Here is a 17,055-nt window from a genome sequence, read left to right on the forward strand (position 1 = left end):
GCCCCTAGGTGGGTTCGACTACCGCCAGCAACACGCCTGGCTCCACCTGCTGCCCCGGTTCGGCGTGCAGGGTCGTGAGCGTTCCCGCCGCCGGGGCCGAGATCTGGTGCTGCATCTTCATCGCCTCCAACCAGATGAGGCCCTGGCCCGCCCGAACCGTTGCCCCTTCGGTCAGACCGTCGGCGATCCTGACCACCGTGCCCGGCATCGGGGCCACCAGGGACCCCGGCGCGAGCTGGGCCGTCGGGTCGGGGAAGCGGGGCAGGGCGGTGAGGCGGCTGGCGTTGACGTGGACCTGGTCGCCGTACCGGGACACCTCGAACCTCCGGCGTACGCCGTCCACTTCGAGCACCACCAGGCCCGCGTCGGCGTGCACGACCCGGACCCCGTCGGCGGCGAGGCCCTCCCTCGTGTGCCGGTACCGGACCTCGTGCTCCTCCCCGTCCATCTCGTACCGCTTCACCTGCGGCTGGGAGGGGACGTTGCGCCAGCCGCCGAAGCGCGAGCGGCCGTGGGCGTCGGCGAGGGCGGCGGCCAAGGGGGCGCGGGGGTCGGGCGTGGGTTCGGTCAGGGCGGCGAGGTGGCGGTCGTAGAAGCCGGTGTCCATGCGTCCGCTCGTGAACTCCGGGTGGCGCAGGGAGCGGACGAGCAGGGCCCGGTTGGTGACCGGGCCGTGGACCGTGGCGGACTCCAGCGCGCCCGCGAGCCGGCGGACCGCCTCCGCGCGCGTGGGGGCGTGGGCGACGACCTTGGCGAGCATCGGGTCGTAGTGGACGCCGATGGTGTCGCCGTCGGTGTAGCCGGTGTCCAGGCGGACGCCGTCCGGTACGGCGAGGCGGTGCAGGGTGCCGGTCTGGGGGGCCCAGTCGCGGGCGGGGTCCTCGGCGTAGAGGCGGGCCTCGACGGCGTGGCCACGCGCGCGCGGGGGCTCGCCGGCGAGGGCGTGGCCCTCGGCGATCCGGATCTGTTCCGCGACCAGGTCCAGGCCGAAGACCGCCTCGGTGACGGGGTGTTCGACCTGGAGGCGGGTGTTCATCTCCAGGAAGTGGGCGCGGCCGTCGGCGACCAGGAACTCGACGGTGCCCGCGCCGACGTAGGAGACGGCGCGTGCGGCGCGTACGGCCAGCGTGCGCAGCTCCTCCGTGAGCGCCGGGGTGAGTCCGGGCGCCGGGGCCTCCTCGACGACCTTCTGGTGGCGGCGCTGGAGGGAGCAGTCGCGGGTGCCGAGCGGCCAGACCGTGCCGTGGGCGTCGGCGAGGACCTGCACCTCCACATGGCGGCCGTGTTCGAGGTACGGCTCCACGAAGACCTCACCGTCACCGAAGGCGCTCGCGGCCTCGGCGCGCGCGCCCTCCAGCGCGGCCTCCAGCTCGTCCAGGCGGCGCACGATCCGCATCCCGCGCCCCCCGCCGCCCGCGGCGGCCTTCACCAGGACGGGCAGGTCGGCGTCGGTGACGGCGGCCGGGTCGAGCGGGGCGAGGCCCATGAGCCGCTTGGCGCGGGTCTTGGACGCCATGGCCTCGATGGCCTCCGGGGGCGGGCCGATCCAGACCAGGCCGGCGTCGAGGACGGCACGGGCGAAGCCGGGGTTCTCCGAGAGGAAGCCGTAGCCGGGGTGCACGGCGTCGGCGCCGGACGCCAGGGCCGCCTTCACGATCAGGTCGCCGCGCAGGTACGTCTCGGCGGGGGCCGCGCCCGGCAGCCGTACCGCCGTGTCGGCCACGCGCGCGTGGAGCGCGTTCTCGTCGGCGTCGGAGTGCACGGCGACCGTGCGGATTCCCGACGCGCGGCAGGTGCGGAAGACACGGCAGGCGATCTCGCCCCGGTTGGCGACGAGCACACTGGAAATCACGGGATCCCTCACATCCGGAAGACGCCGAAGCCGCCGCGCGCGCCCTCGTAGGGCGCGGTGTGCAGGGCGGAGAGGCACAGGCCGAGGACGGTGCGGGTGTCGCGCGGGTCGATGACCCCGTCGTCGTACAGCCGCCCGGACAGGAACATGGGCAGCGACTCCGACTCGATCTGCTGCTCCACCATGGCGCGCAGGGCCGCGTCCGCGTCCTCGTCGTACGGCTGTCCCTTGGCCGCCGCCGACTGCCGGGCGACGATCGACAGCACACCGGCGAGCTGCTGCGGGCCCATGACGGCGGACTTGGCGCTGGGCCAGGCGAACAGGAAGCGGGGGTCGTAGGCCCGGCCGCACATGCCGTAGTGCCCGGCGCCGTACGACGCGCCCATGAGGACCGACAGGTGCGGGACCCTGCTGTTGCTGACCGCGTTGATCATCATCGCGCCGTGCTTGATGATCCCGCCCTGCTCGTACTCCTTGCCGACCATGTAGCCGGTGGTGTTGTGCAGGAACAGCAGCGGGATGTCGCGCTGGTTGGCGAGCTGGATGAACTGGGCGGCCTTCTGCGACTCGGCGCTGAAGAGGACGCCCCGGGCGTTGGCCAGGATGCCGACGGGGTAGCCGTGCAGGGCCGCCCAGCCGGTGACCAGGCTGGTGCCGTACAGCGGCTTGAACTCGTCGAAGTCGGAGCCGTCCACGATCCGGGCGATGACCTCGCGCGGGTCGAACGGGATCTTCAGGTCGCCGGGGACGATGCCCAGCAGCTCCTCCGGGTCGTACCTGGGCGGCTCGGCCGGGCCGGGGTCCGGGTGGACCTTGCGGTGGTTGAGGCGGGCCACGACCCGGCGGGCCTGGCGCAGCGCGTCCGGCTCGTCCAGGGCGAAGTGGTCGGCGAGGCCGGACACGCGCGCGTGCATCTCGGCGCCGCCCAGCGACTCGTCGTCGCTCTCCTCACCGGTCGCCATCTTCACCAGCGGCGGCCCGCCGAGGAACACCTTCGCGCGCTCCTTGACCATGATCACGTGGTCGGACATGCCGGGGATGTAGGCGCCGCCTGCGGTGGAGTTGCCGAAGACGACGGCGATGGTCGGTATGCCGGCGGCGGAGAGCCGGGTGAGGTCGCGGAAGATGGCGCCGCCGGGGATGAAGATCTCCTTCTGCGAGGGCAGATCGGCACCTCCCGACTCCACCAGGCTGATGCAGGGCAGCCGGTTGGCGAGCGCGATGTCGTTCGCGCGGAGGGCCTTCTTCAGGCTCCACGGATTGCTGGCGCCGCCGCGCACGGTCGGGTCGTTGGCGGTGATCAGGCACTCCACGCCCTCGACCACGCCGATCCCGGTGACGAGGGAGGCGCCGACGGGGTAGTCGCTGCCCCAGGCGGCCAGCGGGGACAGTTCCAGGAACGGGGTGTCGGGGTCCAGCAGCAGCTCGATGCGCTCGCGGGGCAGCAGTTTGCCGCGCTCGCGATGCCGCCGCACGTACTTCTCGCCGCCGCCCGCGAGCGCCTTGGTGTGCTCGGCCTCCAGCTCGGCGAGCTTGGCGAGCATGGCCTCGCGGTGGGCCCGGTGGTCGGGGGCGGTGGGGTCGAGAGCGGTCCGCAGAACCGTCACAGCAGAGTCTCCGGGATGTCCAGGTGGCGGGAGCGCAGCCATTCGCCGAGGGCCTTGGCCTGCGGGTCGAAGCGGGCCTGCGCGGCGACGCCGGCGCCGAGGACGCCCTCGACGACGAAGTTGAGCGCGCGCAGGTTCGGGAGCACGTGCCGGGTGACGGGCAGGTCGCGGGTCTCGGGCAGCAGGTGCCGGAAGGCGTCGGTGGTCAGTGTGTGGGCGAGCCACCGCCAGGCCTCGTCCGACCTCGCCCACACCCCCACGTTGGCGTTCCCGCCCTTGTCCCCGCTGCGCGCCCCCACGACCAGGCCGAGGGGTGCCCGGCGGGTCGGGCCGGCCGGGAGGGGTTCCGGGAGGGGCGGGGGCGGTACGGCGTCCAGGGGCCGGGTGTCCTGGGGCGGCGGCACGGGGACACGGCGTCCGTCATTGAGGACGGCCATATGGTCCACGTCCCCATGGGGCACGTACACATCGTCGAAGACCCCATAGGGGGCGCCGTTTCCGGGTGGGGACAGCACATGGAAGCCCGGGTAGCTGGCGAGGGCCAGCTCCACGGCGGCCCCGCTCAGCGCCCGCCCCACGACCCGCTGGTCCGGGTCCCGCACGACGAGCCGCAGCAGCGCGCTGGCCGTCTCCTCGGTGTCCGCGTCGGCCCGGTCGGTGCGCACCAGTTCCCAGCGCACCTGCTGCGGCGGAGACTTGGCGAGCGCGTCGGCGAGCTGCTCGCGCACCAGGGCCGCCTTGGCCTCGATGTCGAGTCCGGTGAGGACGAAGACGACCTCGTTGCGGAAGCCGCCGAGCCGGTTGACCCCGACCTTGAGCGTGGGCGGCGGCGCCTCCCCGCGCACCCCCTCGATCCGTACCCGGTCCGGCCCGTCCTGGCTCAGCCGTACGGTGTCCAGCCGGGCGGTGACATCGGGTCCGGCGTACCGGGCGCCGCCGGTCTCGTACAGCAGTTGCGCGGTGACCGTGCCCACGTCCACGAAGCCGCTGGTGCCGGGGTGTTTGGTGATCACGCTGGTGCCGTCGGCGTGGATCTCGGCGAGCGGGAAGCCGGGACGCCGTACGTCCCCCTCGCCGAAGAACGCGTAGTTCCCGCCCGTGGCCTGGGTCCCGCACTCCAGCACGTGCCCGGCGACCACGGCACCGCCGAGGGGGTCGTGGTCGGCCGGTCCCCAGCCGAAGTGCGCGGCGGCGGGGCCGGTGACGAGTGCCGCGTCGGTCACCCGGCCGGTGACCACCACGTCGGCGCCGGCCCGCAGGCACGCGGCGATGCCGAAGCCGCCGAGATAGGCGTGGGCGGCGAGGGCGCCCGGGTGGGCGGCGGTCAGGTCGTCGCCCTCGACGTGCGCGACCCGGGCCGGGACGCCTAGCCGGTCCGCCAACCGCCGTATCCCGTCGGCGAGTCCGGCGGGGTTGAGGCCGCCCGCGTTGGTGACGATCCGCACGCCGCGTTCGCGGGCGAGGCCCAGGCAGTCCTCCAACTGGCGCAGGAAGGTGCGGGCGTACCCGGCGGCCGGGTCCTTCAGCCGGTCGCGGCCGAGGATGAGCATGGTGAGTTCGGCGAGGTAGTCACCGGTGAGGACGTCGACCTCGCCACCGGTGAGCATCTCGCGCAGGGCGTCCGCGCGGTCGCCGTAGAAGCCGGAGAAGTTGCCGATGCGCAGTGGGTTCACCGGCCGGCCCCCTTCGGCGGGCGGCCGGTGCCGGGCGGGCCCGCGAAGGCCTGGGCGATGTCCAGCCAGCGGTCGGCGTCCGGGCCGGTGGCCGTCAGCGCGAGGTCGCCCCGGTGGGCGCGCTGGGTGACCAGGAGGCAGAAGTCGAGAGCGGGGCCGGTGACGCGCTGGGCGGCGCGTTCGTCACCGTACGCCCACACCTGGCCGGAGGGTGCGGTCAGCTCCACCCGGAACTCCTCGGCCGGCGGGGTCAGTCCGTGCACTCCGAAGGCGAAGTCACGGGTCCGCACCCCGAGCCGGGCCACATGCCGGAGCCGGTCGGTGGGTGGGCGCACCACACCCAGGGCGTCGGCGACGTCCAGCCCGTGAGCCCAGGTCTCCATAAGGCGGGCCGTGGCCATGGAGGCGGCGGACATGGGCGGGCCGTACCAGGGGAAACGGGCACCGGCCGGTGCGTCGCGCAGGGCCCGGTCGAGGGCGTCGCGCCCGCCGCGCCAGGCCGCCAGCAGTTCGGCGGGCGGGAGTGCGGCGCCCTCCTCCGCCCCCTCGTCCACGAACGACCCGGGTGCGGCGAGCGCCTTCTCCACCAGCGCCCGGAAGGCGTCGGCGTCGGTGACGGCCAGCAGCGCCGAGCGGTCGGTCCAGGCGAGGTGCGCGATCTGGTGGGCGACGGTCCAGCCGGGTGCCGGGGTGGGCAGGGCCCACTGGGCCGGGCTCAACCCGGCCACGAGCTGGTCGAGTTCACCGCTTTCGGCACGCAGGTCGTCGATGACGGGCGTCGGGTCGGCCATGGGGGGAGCATGGCAGCGGACACAGAAACAATCAAGCGTGCTTGCATGAATTGATGAGCCGACAGGGGGCCGGTGCGGGCGGAGGGGGACGGCCCGAGCGGAGGAGGACGGCCCGAGCGGAGGGGGACGGCCTGGGCGGACCGGCTGGCACCGCCCGGACCGGCTCGCCCCGCCCGGACCGGAGGTCACACGGCCGCGCGCTCCAGCCCGCCCGGACCGGAGGTCACACCGCAGCCCGCTCCACCCCGACCGTCGGTCACAGCACCGCGCGCTCCACCCCGACCGCAGGCCACAGCACCGGGCGCCCCGCCCGGACCGGAGGTCACACCGCTTCCACCGGCGGGTAGACCGGCTCCCACCGGGCCGCCCGTACCGCCTCCTCCACGTCGTCCAGGCCGGCCCGGGCGACGCCCTCCTCCGCCGCCGCGCGGGCCACGGCCACGGCGACCGCCTCCGAGGTGGCGCGCAGGTCGCGGATCGGTGGCAGGACCGGCGCGTCGGCGCGGGCGACCTCGGTGTCACCGGTCCGGCAGGCCACCGCGTCGGCCGCCGCGCGGAGCATGCGGTCGGTGATGCGGGAGGCGCGGGCGACGATCACACCGAGGCCGAGGCCGGGGAAGACCAGCGCGTTGTTGGCCTGGCCGATCTCGTACGTCGTACCGTCCCGCTCGACCGGGGCGAAGGGGCTGCCGGTGGCCACCAGCGCCTTGCCGTCGGTCCAGTCGAGCAGGTCGGCGGGGGTGGCCTCGGCGAGGTCGGTCGGGTTGGACATGGGCAGGATGATCGGGCGCTCGGTGTGCCGGGCCATCTCGCGGACGAGCTCCCGCGTGAAGGAGCCGCCCTGGCCGGAGGTGCCGATCAGGATGGTCGGGCGGACCCGGCGGACCACCTCGTCCAGCGGGATGCCGGGCAGGCTCTCGTCCCGGCGCCATCCGTCGACCTCGTCGGCGGGGCGGGCGTACGGCTTCTGCACGTCCCGGAGCTGGTCGCCCTGGTCGGTGGTGAGCAGGCCGTACCGGTCCACGCACCAGAAGCGGGCGGTGGCCTGCTCGGCGGACAGGCCCTCGGCGATCAGGGCGTCGCGCAACTGGTCGGCGACGCCGATGCCGGCGGTCCCGGCGCCGAAGACGACGATCCGGTGCTCGGGCAGGGGCGTGCCGGTGGCGCGGACGCCGGACAGGACGGCGGCGAGGTTGACGGCACCGGTGCCCTGGATGTCGTCGTTGAAGGTGCAGACCCGGTCGCGGTAGCGGTCCAGGATGCGGCGGGCGTTGGCGGTGCCGAAGTCCTCCCAGTGCAGCAGGGCGTGCGGGAAGAGCCGGGTCGCGGTGGTGACGTAGGCGTCGATGAAGGCGTCGTAGGTGTCGCGGTCGGCTCGCGGGTGGCGGTTGCCGAGGTAGAGGGGGTTGTCGAGGAGTTCCTGGCGGTTGGTGCCGACGTCGAGCATGACGGGCAGGGTGCGGCGCGGGTCGATGCCGGCGGCGGCCGTGTAGACGGCGAGCTTGCCGACGGCGATGTCGATGCCGCCGACGCCCCAGTCGCCGATGCCGAGGATGCCCTCGCCGTCGGTGGCCACGATCAGGTCCACGTCGTCGGCGCCGAGGCCGTGCGCGCGCAGGGAGCGTTCGATGTCGCCGGGGGCGTCCACGGAGAGGTAGACACCGCGCGGGCGTCGGTACTCCGTGCTGTAGCGGCGGATCGCCGTGCCCACGGTGGGGGTGTAGACGATGGGCAGCATCTCTTCGAGGTGGTCGCCGACGAGCCGGTAGAACAGCACCTCGTTGCGGTCGTGCAGCGCGGTCAGATAGACGCTCTTGGCCAGGTCGCCCGACTGGTCCCGGAACTGGCCGTAGGCGCGTTCGGCCTGCTCGTCCTGGGTGAGCACGCGGGGTGGGACCAGACCGACGAGGTCGAGGGCGCGGCGCTCCTCCTCGGTGAAGGCGGTACCGCGATTGATCCGGGGATCGGCGAGAACGGCCCGCCCCCGGGCGGTGACCCTCAGCGGGCCGGGCTGGGTGTCACGAGCGTCGGTCACGAGTTTCCGCCTTCCGTCCGTCTTCGCCCCTTCAGGCCCCACTCAGGAGTGTGCGGGAGAGGGGCGGGATGCGCAGGGTGAGCGGGGGGCGGAAGCGGGGGCGGAAGCGGGGAGCGGATCCCGTGGAACCGGGCGTCAGGCCTCCGGTGCCCGGAGGGCGGCCTTCGATCGGGCCGTCTGGGTGCGTACCGCGCCGATCGTCGCCGCTATGACCAGGGCGATCGCGGCGGCCTCGGTGGGGGTGAGGGACTGGCCGAGGATCAGGAAGCCGGCCGTGGCCGCGATGGCCGGTTCCAGGCTCATGAGAATGGCGAAGGTGGGCGCCGGCAGCCGGCGCAGGGCCAGCAGTTCGAGGGTGTAGGGCAGGACCGAGGACAGCAGGGCCACCGCCGATCCGAGGGCGACGGTGGTGGGGTTCAGGAGCCGGCTGCCGGCCTCGGCGATGCCCAGCGGGAGGAAGAGGAGGGCCGCGACCGCCATGGCCAGCGCCAGGCCGTCCGCCTGCGGGAAGCGGCGGCCCGTACGGGCGCTGAAGAGTATGTAGGCCGCCCACATGGCGCCCGCACCCAGGGCGAAGCCGACACCTGTGGGGTCCAGATCGCCGAAGCCTCCGCCGCCGAGCAGGAAGACGCCGGCGAGGGCCAGGCCGGCCCAGAGGGCGTTGATCGCACGGCGGGAGGCCACGACGGACAGGGCCAGGGGACCGAGGACTTCGAGGGTGACCGCCGGGCCCAGCGGGATGCGGGCGACCGCTTCGTAGAAGAGGCCGTTCATCGCACCCATGGTGACACCGAAGACGATCACCGTGCCCCAGTCGGCCCGGGAGTGCCCGCGCAGCCGGGGCCGGCAGACCAGCAGGAGGACGACGGCCGCCGCGAGCAGGCGCAGGGTGACGACGCCCAGGGCGCCGGCCCTCGGCATCAGCGTGACCGCCAGCGCGCCGCCGAACTGCACCGAGACGCCACCGGCGAGCACCAGCCCGACGGGTCCGAGTGAGCGGAGTGAGCGGAGCGGGCCGCGCGGGGCGGAGGGGCGCCTGCCGTCACCAGAGGTGGTCGGGGTCGGCGTGGTGGTGCTGAGCGGGACGGTCACGAGCGGTCCTGGGCTTGATCGGGTGCGTGCATCTCGATGTACTACCAGGTCCAGGGTAATGGACTACGACAGGAGCGTGAACCCTTGACGGAACTGTCCCGGATACTGGGATCAGCCGCCCGGCCACGCCTCCTCGTCACGGAACCACGGTCGGCCGTCCGGGGAAGCCGGGGCGTACGCCTCACGCCCGTACGCGTACCCGTTCCCGTTCCCGTGTCCGGCGTCGTACGCGTACCCGTTCCCGTGCCGGGACCCGCTCCCGTTGCCCTGCCCGTACTCGTACGCGTACACCGGCGCCGGTGTCTGCCGCTCCTCCCACAGCGGCATGCGCAGCTCTCCCGTGTCCAGCAGCGCGTTGTTCTGCGAGCGGTGCAGCCGGGCGTAGGCACCGCCCCGGGCGAGGAGTTCGTCGTGGCGGCCGGTCTCCACGACGCGGCCCCGGTCCACCACGAGGACGCGGTCGGCGTCGGGGGCGAGGTTCAGGTCGTGCGTGATCATGATCGTCGTCCGGCCGGCCATCAGACGGCGGAGGGGTTTGACGACGCGGCGGGCGGCCAACGCGTCCAGGCCGGTGGTCGGTTCGTCCAGGACCAGGACGGGCGCGTCGCGCAGGATGGCGCGGGCGATGGCCAGGCGCTGGAGCTGGCCGCCGGAGAGCCGGGCCGAGTGGGGGTCGACCCGGGTGTCGTAGCCGTCGGGCAGCCCCAGGATGAAGTCGTGGGCGTCGGCCGCCTTCGCCGCCTCCTCGATCGCCTGGTCGCTGGCGCCGGGCCGGCCGCAGGCGATGTTCGCGCGCACCGTGTCGTGCAGCACCAGGGTCTCCTGCGGAAGCAGGGTGACGTACTCACGCAGCCGGGCCAGCGGGAAGTCCCGCACGGGTACGCCGTCCAGGAGGACGTCCCCGCCGTCCGGGTCGTAGAAGCGCAGCAGCAGCTTGGACACCGTGGACTTGCCCGCGCCGCTCGGCCCGGTGATGATCACCAGCTCGCCGGGGCTGACGGAGAAGGAGATCCCTTCGAGGGCGGTCCGTTCGGCGCCGGGGTAGCGGAAGGAGACGTCCCGCACCTCGACCGTGCCGTCCGGGCGGCCCGCCTCCGCGCCCCGCCGGGGGTCCGCGACCGAGGGGCGCACGTCCAGGATCTCGATGAGGCGTTCGGCACCGGCGGTGGCCGCGGTGACCGTCAGGCCGAGCTGGGCGAGGCCGCGGACGGGCGGGTAGAGGTAACCGAGGAAGGCGGCGAAGGCCAGGAGTTGGCCGAGGGTCATCCGGCCGGTGGATATCTCCCAGGCGCCGATGCCGATCACGGCGAGCACACAGACCGTCTCGATGACCTGGACCAGCTGCTCGTACGCCTCGTTGAGGCGGGTGGAGCGGACGGAGGCGCGGAACCAGGCGTTCGCCTCCTCGCGCAGCCGCCGCCGCTCGGCGTCCCGGCGGTCGTACGCCTGGGTGAGCACGATGTTGCCGAGGGACTCCTCCACCACGGAGGTGATCGCGCCGTCGGCGACCCGGCCCGCGCGGGAGACGTCCTTGATGGAACCGGAGAAGCGGCGGGCGGCCAGCCAGAACAGCGGGGCGAGGACGAAGGTGGCGGCGGCCAGGTCCCAGCGCAGCCAGAACGCGGCGACGGCGTAGAAGAGGGCGGAGAAGGCCGCCGAGGCGGCGCCGACCAGGCCGGAGACGACCATCGTCTCGATGGCCTCGACGTCGCTGGTCAGCCGGGAGAGCAGATCACCCTGGCGGTGCCGCTGGAAGAAGTGCGGGGGCAGCTGCTGGACGTGGTCGAAGACGTGCTCGCGCAGCCGCATCACGAAGCGCTCGGTGGCCCACGCGGCCAGCGAGTTGCCCGCGTACGCGACGAGCGCACCGGCCACCGCGACCCCCAGCCACTTCACGGCCGGGCTCCAGAACGCGGCGAGCGAGCCCTGCTGGAGGGCGTGGTCGGTGAGATCACCGAACAGCAGAATGGCCTCGGTCTCCGCGAGCGCGGCGAGCACGGTGCACAGCCAGACGGCCAGCAGCCATTTCCTGAGCCCCTTCGTCAGCGGCCAGAAACGGCGGAACGCGGTACGGGCGGAAATCGTGGGTGTTTCGCAGTCGAATTCGAATTCTTCACCCTCGTCAGCCATCAGAAATCCTTTCCGAATCACCTTCCCGGCAGGAAGAGGAAAAGGGGTCGACGGTGCACCGTCGACCCCTTCCGGCTCAGCGCCCGATCACTGGTCCCGGCCGGCCGGCGGCTTGGGCAGCGGCTTGTGCGCGTGCTTCTTGGGCTTCGGCTGCGGCGGGAGCTGCTTCGTCTTGGGCTTGGGGGGCAGCGGGGCAAGCTTCTTGAAGCTCATTCCGACTCCTAATGTCGCACTGTTCTTGTGGTGCTGAATTCCGCGTCCGGAACCCGACATCGAAGAAGTTACACGCTTCTCCGGCCGCCGAACGGCAAAAATGGCAAAGGGGCGCTGTGAATCCCCTGGGTAAAGCTGGGAGTTCGGCGGAGAACCTGAGAGCGACCTCAGCGGCGGGCCATGTAGATGTGAAACGCCTTGTGCAGCAGCCGGTTCAGCGGGAAGTCCCACTCCCCCACGTACTCCACGGCCTCACCGCCCGCGCCCACCTTGAAGCGGAGCAGGCCGAGCAGGTGGTCCGACTCCTCCAGGGTGTCGGTGATGCCCCGGAAGTCGTAGACGTGCGCGCCGAGTTCATGCGCGTCGCACATCATCCGCCACTGCATGGCGTTGTTGGGCTGCACCTCGCGCTTGCGGCTGGTGGAGGCGCCGTAGGAGTACCAGACGTGGCGGCCGACGATCAGCATGGTGGCCGCGGCGAGGACGTCCCCGTCGTGGTGGGCGAGGTAGAGCCGCATCCGGTCGGGGTGCTCCGCGGTGAGCGCGGTCCACATGCGCTGGAAGTACGGCAGCGGGCGCGGGATGAAGCGGTCCCGTTCGGCGGTCTCGGTGTAGAGGCGGTAGAAGACCGGCAGGTCCTCCGGGCCGCCACGGACGATCTTCACGCCCGCCTTCTCGGCCTTCTTGATGTTGCGCCGCCACTGCTGGTTGAGCCCGCGGTGGATGTCCTCCAGGGACCGGCCCGCGAACGGTACCTGGCACACGTACCGGGGCTGCCCGGCGGCGAACCCCTCCTCCCCGCCGGGCTCGGTCCACTGCCAGCCCATGCGGCGCAGCCGCTCGGCGAGGTCGAGGCCAGGCCCGCTGGACGTCGCCGGTGCGTCGCGCAGCCGGTGCGTGCCGGGGTCGGCGATCGCGGCCTTGACCGCCTCCGGGCTCCACCGCCGGGCCACCACGGGCGGTCCCATCTTCACCGAGAAGGCGCCGCGGGCCTTGAGGTGGGCCAGCATCGGCTCCAGCCAGCGCTCCAGGCCGGGCGCGTCCCAGTCGATGACGGGGCCCTCGGGGAGGTAGGCCAGATACCGCTTCACCTTGGGCAACGGCCGCAGCAGCGCCAGCCCGGCCCCCACGAGCCGCCCGTCCGCCTCGAACCAGCCCAGGCTCTCGGCCCGCCAGTCGGGTTTCACGTCCCCCCACGACGGCACCTGCATATGACTGACCGAGGGCCGCTCCGCCACGAAGGCGAGGTGCTCGGCACGGGTGAGGGGACGGAGGGTGAGCGACATGGGCGGGACTCCTTCGGGGACGGGGCCGGTCCCTGTGGCGAGGCCGGTGCTGGGACGGTGAGTACGCCGGCGTCCGGGACGGTGCCGCTGTCTCCGGGACGGTGCCGCTGTCTCCGTGACGGTGCCGCCGTGTCCCGTGACGGTGCCGCTGTGTCCGTGACGGTGCCGCCGGCGTCCGTGAAGATCGCCGGTGTTCTCACCCTACGAAGCGTTCCGCCCGTCCTTGGGCCCCCACGCCTCCAGCACTTCCGTGTCCGTCGCCCGGGCGTACAGGAAGTAGTCGGCCCACGCGGCGATGTCCGGGTAGGCGCACTCCCGGGTGAGCCGGGCCACCGCCGCCGGTATGTCGTACGGCGTCACGCGCAGGTCGGTGCCGGGGCCGAGGAGGCACCAGTGGGCGCCGGGGCGGCCGTAGGGCATGCCGACGCTGCCGGGGTTGACCACCAGGCGGCCGTGGGCCAGCCGGACGTAGGGCATGTGGGTGTGGCCGCAGACGACCGTACCGATGCCGGGCGGCACGCCGGTGAAGACCTCCGTCCAGCGGGCCGGGCGCGAGTCGACCAGGACCAGTTCCTCGTCGTCGCGCGGTGTGGCGTGGCAGAAGAGGACCGGGCCGAGACCGCGCACCCGCAGGGTCCGGGTGCGGGGAAGGGCGGCCAGGAAGTCGACCTGGTCCGGGCGCAGCGACCGGGCGGCGTACGGGCCGATGGGGTCCGGGATCTCCGTGCGCTCGCCCCGCCGGTACCCCACCAGCTCCCGGTCCGCGTTGCCGCCGATCCACAGCACCCGGTCGCCCTGTTCACGCAGCAGGTCCAGTACCTCGGCCGGCTGCGGGCCGGCCGTGATGTCCCCGGTGAGGACGATCCGGTCGGCGGCGGCCACATCGGGCTCCGCCAGGACGGCCTCCAGGGCGGGCAGCACGCCGTGGATGTCGGAGAGGACCGCCAGGCGGGTGTACTCCTCGTCCTCGTTCACCCGGCGCCCCCCGCCGGGGAGTCCAGCGCGTCCGCCAGTACCTCCGCCAGGTGCCGGCCCCGGACTCCGGCGAGCTGCTCCAGCTGGGTGCGGCAGGAGAAGCCGTCCGCCAGGATCACGGTGTCCGGCGGGGCCTGCCGTACCGAGGGCAGGAGCTGTTCCTCCGCGCAGGCCCGGGAGACCTCGAAGTGTCCCTTCTCGAAGCCGAAGTTGCCCGCCAGGCCGCAGCAGCCTCCGCTCAGCTCGCCGGTGAGGCCGGCGGCGGCGCGCAGCCGGCGGTCGGGGGTGTCGCCGAGCACCGCGTGCTGGTGGCAGTGGGTCTGGCCGGCGACCGGGCGGCCGACGGCGGGCGGGGTCCAGTGCGGGGCGTGCCGTTCCAGGGTCTCCGCGAAGGTGCGGACGGCGGCGGACAGCCGGGCGGCGCGCGCGTCGTCGGGCAGCAGCTCCGGGAGGTCGGTGCGGAGGGCGGCGGCGCAGCTCGGTTCCAGGACGACGACCGGGGCCCCGGCCCGCAGCACCGGTTCCATCAGGTCCAGCGTGCGGCGCAGGACCGTGCGGGCGCGGTCCAGCTGGCCGGTGGAGACGTAGGTCAGTCCGCAGCAGACCCGGGCGCGGCGGGCCGCGAGCAGCGCGGTCGCCGCCCTGGTCCTGCCGTCGGCGATCGCTCCCCGGCGCAGCAGCAGCGTCGGCGGCAGGGCCACGCGCAGCCCGGCGGCCTCCAGCACCCGCACGGCGGCCCGGCCGACGGACGGCGACAGGTACTCGGTGAAGGTGTCCGGCCAGAGAACGACCAGATTCCCGGCGCCCGGCTCGGGCAGATCACCGGCACCGGATGCGGGCTGGTTCCCCGTGCCCGGTGCGGGCAAGTCGCCGACACCGGGCGCAGGCAGGTCCCCTGCGCCCGGGTCGTGCAGATCCTCGGCGCCCGGCGCAGCCGCATCCTCGGCGTCCGGTGCGGGCGGATCTTCAGCGCCTGATGCAGGCAGGTCCCCCGCCCCCGGCGCAGGCAGGACACCGGCACCCGAAGCGGGCAGACCTTCGGCGCCCGGCCCATGCGAGCTGCCCTCACCCCCGCCCGGTACCACTCCGGCAGCCCCCGCCGGGTCCCGCTTGCGCCACCACCCCGTGAACGTCTGTGTCGCCAGTCGCGGGATCTGTCGTTCCGGGGTGATCCCGGCCAGCCGTTTGCCGAGGCCGGCCAATGGGCCCACCCGGGTCAGGGCGTTGACCAGCGGGGCCACCCGTGTGCGGGCGGTCCAGCGGAGCCATTCCGGGAGCCGGCCCATGGTGTGGTGGGCGGCGGGGCGGCGGCGGCCGGCGTAGTGGTGGTGCAGGAACTCCGCTTTGTAGGTGGCCATGTCGACGCCGACCGGGCAGTCCGAGCGGCAGCCCTTGCAGGACAGGCACAGGTCCAGGGCGTCCCGGACCTCCGGGGACCGCCAGCCGTCGGTGATCAGCTCGCCCGCGAGCATCTCGTGCAGCAGCCGGGCCCGGCCGCGGGTGGAGTGCTCCTCCTCGCCGGTGGCCCGATAGGAGGGGCACATCACGGCGGGGCCGGCCGCCGTGGTCGTACGGCACTTGGCGACGCCGACGCAGCGGCGGACGGCCGCGGCGAAGTCGCCCCCGTCCGCCGGGTAGCCGAAGGCGACGTCGACCGGGCGGCTCGGCAGGACGGAGAAGCGGAGGTTGGCGTCCAGCGGGGCCGGGCGGACCAGCATGCCGGGGTTGAGCAGGTCGTCGGGGTCCCACACCGCCTTGGCCCGCTCGAACAGCCGGACCGTCTCCTCGCCGTACATGCGGGGCAGCAGTTCCGCGCGGGCCTGTCCGTCGCCGTGCTCCCCGGACAGGGAGCCGCCGTGGGCCACCACCAGGTCGGCCAGTTCCTCGGAGAAACGGCGGAAGCGGCCGACGCCGGCCTCGGTGAGCAGGTCGAAGTCGACGCGGACGTGGATGCAGCCGTCGCCGAAGTGGCCGTACGGCGTGCCCCGCAGGCCGTGGGCGGTGAGCAGGGCGCGGAAGTCGCGCAGGTAGGCGCCGAGCCGGGCGGGTGGCACCGCGCAGTCCTCCCAGCCGGGCCAGGCCTCCGCGCCGTCCGGCATCCGGGTGGCCGTGCCGGACGCGTCCTCGCGGATGCGCCACAGGGTCCGCTGGTCCGCCGGGTCGGTGACGACCAGCGCGGACACGACGTCGGCGGCCCGGACGATCTCCTCCGCCCGTGCGCGTGCCTCCGCCGCCGTCCGCCCACCGGTCTCCACGAACAGCCAGGCGCCTCCCGCCGGCAGCCCCGCGCCGGCCGGTACCAGGTCGGCGGCCATGCCCTCCACCGTGAGCGGCCGCAGCGGCAGCAGACCGGCGGCGGCCTCGGCGGCGGCGCTCTCGTCGGCGTACGCCAGCACGGCCAGGGCACGCGCGCGCGGGGCCTCGACCAGGCCGACCACGGCCTCGGTGAGGATGCCCAGGGTGCCCTCCGAGCCGCAGAAGGAGCGGGCGACGTCCGCGCCCCTCTCCGGCAGCAGCGCGTCCAGCGCGTACCCGGAGATGCGGCGGGGCAGGTCAGGGAAGCCGGTGCGCAGCCGGGCCAGTTCGCCCTCGGCCAGCTCCCGCAGTCCGTCCGGGGCGCCCGCCCAGCCCGGTCCGAGCCGCAGCCGCTGCCCGCGCGCGGTGAGCACGGACAGCTCCCGCACGTTGTCCGCGGTCGTGCCCCAGGCGACCGAGTGGGAACCGCACGAGTTGTTGCCGATCATCCCGCCGAGCGTGCACCTGCTGTGCGTGGACGGGTCGGGGCCGAACCGCAGCCCGTGCGGTGCGGCGGCCTCCTGGAGCCGGTCGAGCACGAGCCCCGGCTGCACCACGGCCGTGCGGCTGCCCGGGTCCAGTTCGAGCAGGGCGGTCATGTGCCGGGTGAAGTCCAGCACCACGCCGGTGCCGGTCGCCTGCCCGGCGATCGACGTGCCCCCGCCCCGCGCCACCACCGGCACCCCGCGCGCCCGGCACACCTCCAGGACGGCCGCCACGTCGTCCGCGTCCCTGGGGGCCACGACCCCGAGGGGGACGCGCCGGTAGTTGGACGCGTCCATGGTGACCAGCGCCCGGGCGGTGGCGTCGAAACCGACCTCGCCCCGCACGGCCCCGCGCAGCGCCCGGGCCAGCTCGGCGACACCGGCGCCATCGGCCCCGGCACCCCACGCACCCCCGGCCCCGCCTCCGGCCTCAGTCCCGGCCCCGGCCCCGGCTCCCCCGGCCGGCCCCGCACCACCCGCTCGATCCGTCATGCGTCCAGAATGCATCCGCTCACGCACCGTCACCCCACGTTTTCCACAGGCCCGCACGTATCGTCGTACAACCTCACAAGTCCACGTCCCGGTGATCTCGTCTCATCGAACGGACACGTCTCCACCTCG

General features: G+C 73.9%; 11 protein-coding genes. All 11 read right to left on the reverse strand.

Features of this window, described 5'->3' with window-relative positions; all coding sequences use genetic code 11:
* Positions 1-4: 4 nt before the first annotated feature.
* Complete coding sequence (locus tag ACH4LD_RS08995) at positions 5-1,852, reverse strand: biotin carboxylase N-terminal domain-containing protein (RefSeq protein ID WP_398055525.1); 1,848 nt, start codon at positions 1,850-1,852, stop codon at positions 5-7.
* Positions 1,853-1,860: 8 nt separating this feature from the next.
* Complete coding sequence (locus tag ACH4LD_RS09000; protein WP_398055526.1) at positions 1,861-3,459, reverse strand: acyl-CoA carboxylase subunit beta; 1,599 nt, start codon at positions 3,457-3,459, stop codon at positions 1,861-1,863.
* Entirely contained in the window at positions 3,456-5,132 is a 1,677-nt protein-coding gene (locus tag ACH4LD_RS09005) for an acyclic terpene utilization AtuA family protein (protein ID WP_398055527.1), read from the reverse strand. Before ACH4LD_RS09005 ends, ACH4LD_RS09000 begins: the two co-directional genes overlap by 4 nt.
* Entirely contained in the window at positions 5,129-5,923 is a 795-nt protein-coding gene (locus ACH4LD_RS09010; RefSeq protein WP_398055528.1) for a TIGR03084 family metal-binding protein, read from the reverse strand. The genes ACH4LD_RS09005 and ACH4LD_RS09010 overlap by 4 nt, the downstream gene beginning before the upstream one ends.
* 322 nt (positions 5,924-6,245) lie before the next feature.
* Entirely contained in the window at positions 6,246-7,958 is a 1,713-nt protein-coding gene (locus ACH4LD_RS09015; protein WP_398055529.1) for an NAD-dependent malic enzyme, read from the reverse strand.
* A 135-nt stretch (positions 7,959-8,093) separates the two neighbouring features.
* Positions 8,094-9,050: an EamA family transporter gene (locus tag ACH4LD_RS09020; protein WP_398055530.1), complete on the reverse strand. Its 957-nt coding sequence runs from the start codon at positions 9,048-9,050 to the stop codon at positions 8,094-8,096.
* 111 nt (positions 9,051-9,161) lie between these two features.
* Positions 9,162-11,180: an ABC transporter ATP-binding protein gene (locus ACH4LD_RS09025; protein ID WP_398055531.1), complete on the reverse strand. Its 2,019-nt coding sequence runs from the start codon at positions 11,178-11,180 to the stop codon at positions 9,162-9,164.
* 87 nt (positions 11,181-11,267) lie between these two features.
* The gene (locus ACH4LD_RS09030) at positions 11,268-11,393 is read right to left on the reverse strand and encodes a hypothetical protein (RefSeq protein WP_398055532.1); all 126 of its coding nucleotides are present in this window, start codon (positions 11,391-11,393) and stop codon (positions 11,268-11,270) included.
* Between the two features lie 167 nt (positions 11,394-11,560).
* Positions 11,561-12,679, reverse strand: a complete 1,119-nt coding sequence (locus ACH4LD_RS09035; protein WP_398055533.1) for a lipid II:glycine glycyltransferase FemX — start codon at positions 12,677-12,679, stop codon at positions 11,561-11,563.
* Between the two features lie 201 nt (positions 12,680-12,880).
* Positions 12,881-13,654 (reverse strand): metallophosphoesterase family protein, encoded by a 774-nt coding sequence (locus ACH4LD_RS09040; RefSeq protein WP_398055534.1) that lies wholly within the window; start codon positions 13,652-13,654, stop codon positions 12,881-12,883.
* Positions 13,651-16,926, reverse strand: a complete 3,276-nt coding sequence (locus ACH4LD_RS09045) for an FAD-binding and (Fe-S)-binding domain-containing protein (protein ID WP_398055535.1) — start codon at positions 16,924-16,926, stop codon at positions 13,651-13,653. Before ACH4LD_RS09045 ends, ACH4LD_RS09040 begins: the two co-directional genes overlap by 4 nt.
* Positions 16,927-17,055: the final 129 nt, after the last annotated feature.

It is taken from the genome of Streptomyces sp. NPDC017676, from assembly GCF_044329325.1.
GTDB lineage: Bacteria > Actinomycetota > Actinomycetes > Streptomycetales > Streptomycetaceae > Streptomyces.

Coding starts and splice junctions, on each gene's coding strand:
- ACH4LD_RS09030 (WP_398055532.1), bottom strand. CDS start 11,393: ATGAGCTTCAAGAAGCTTGCCCCGCTGCCCCCCAAGCCCAAGACGAAG.
- ACH4LD_RS09045 (WP_398055535.1), bottom strand. CDS start 16,926: ATGACGGATCGAGCGGGTGGTGCGGGGCCGGCCGGGGGAGCCGGGGCC.
- ACH4LD_RS09025 (WP_398055531.1), bottom strand. CDS start 11,180: ATGGCTGACGAGGGTGAAGAATTCGAATTCGACTGCGAAACACCCACG.
- ACH4LD_RS09035 (WP_398055533.1), bottom strand. CDS start 12,679: ATGTCGCTCACCCTCCGTCCCCTCACCCGTGCCGAGCACCTCGCCTTC.
- ACH4LD_RS09010 (WP_398055528.1), bottom strand. CDS start 5,923: ATGGCCGACCCGACGCCCGTCATCGACGACCTGCGTGCCGAAAGCGGT.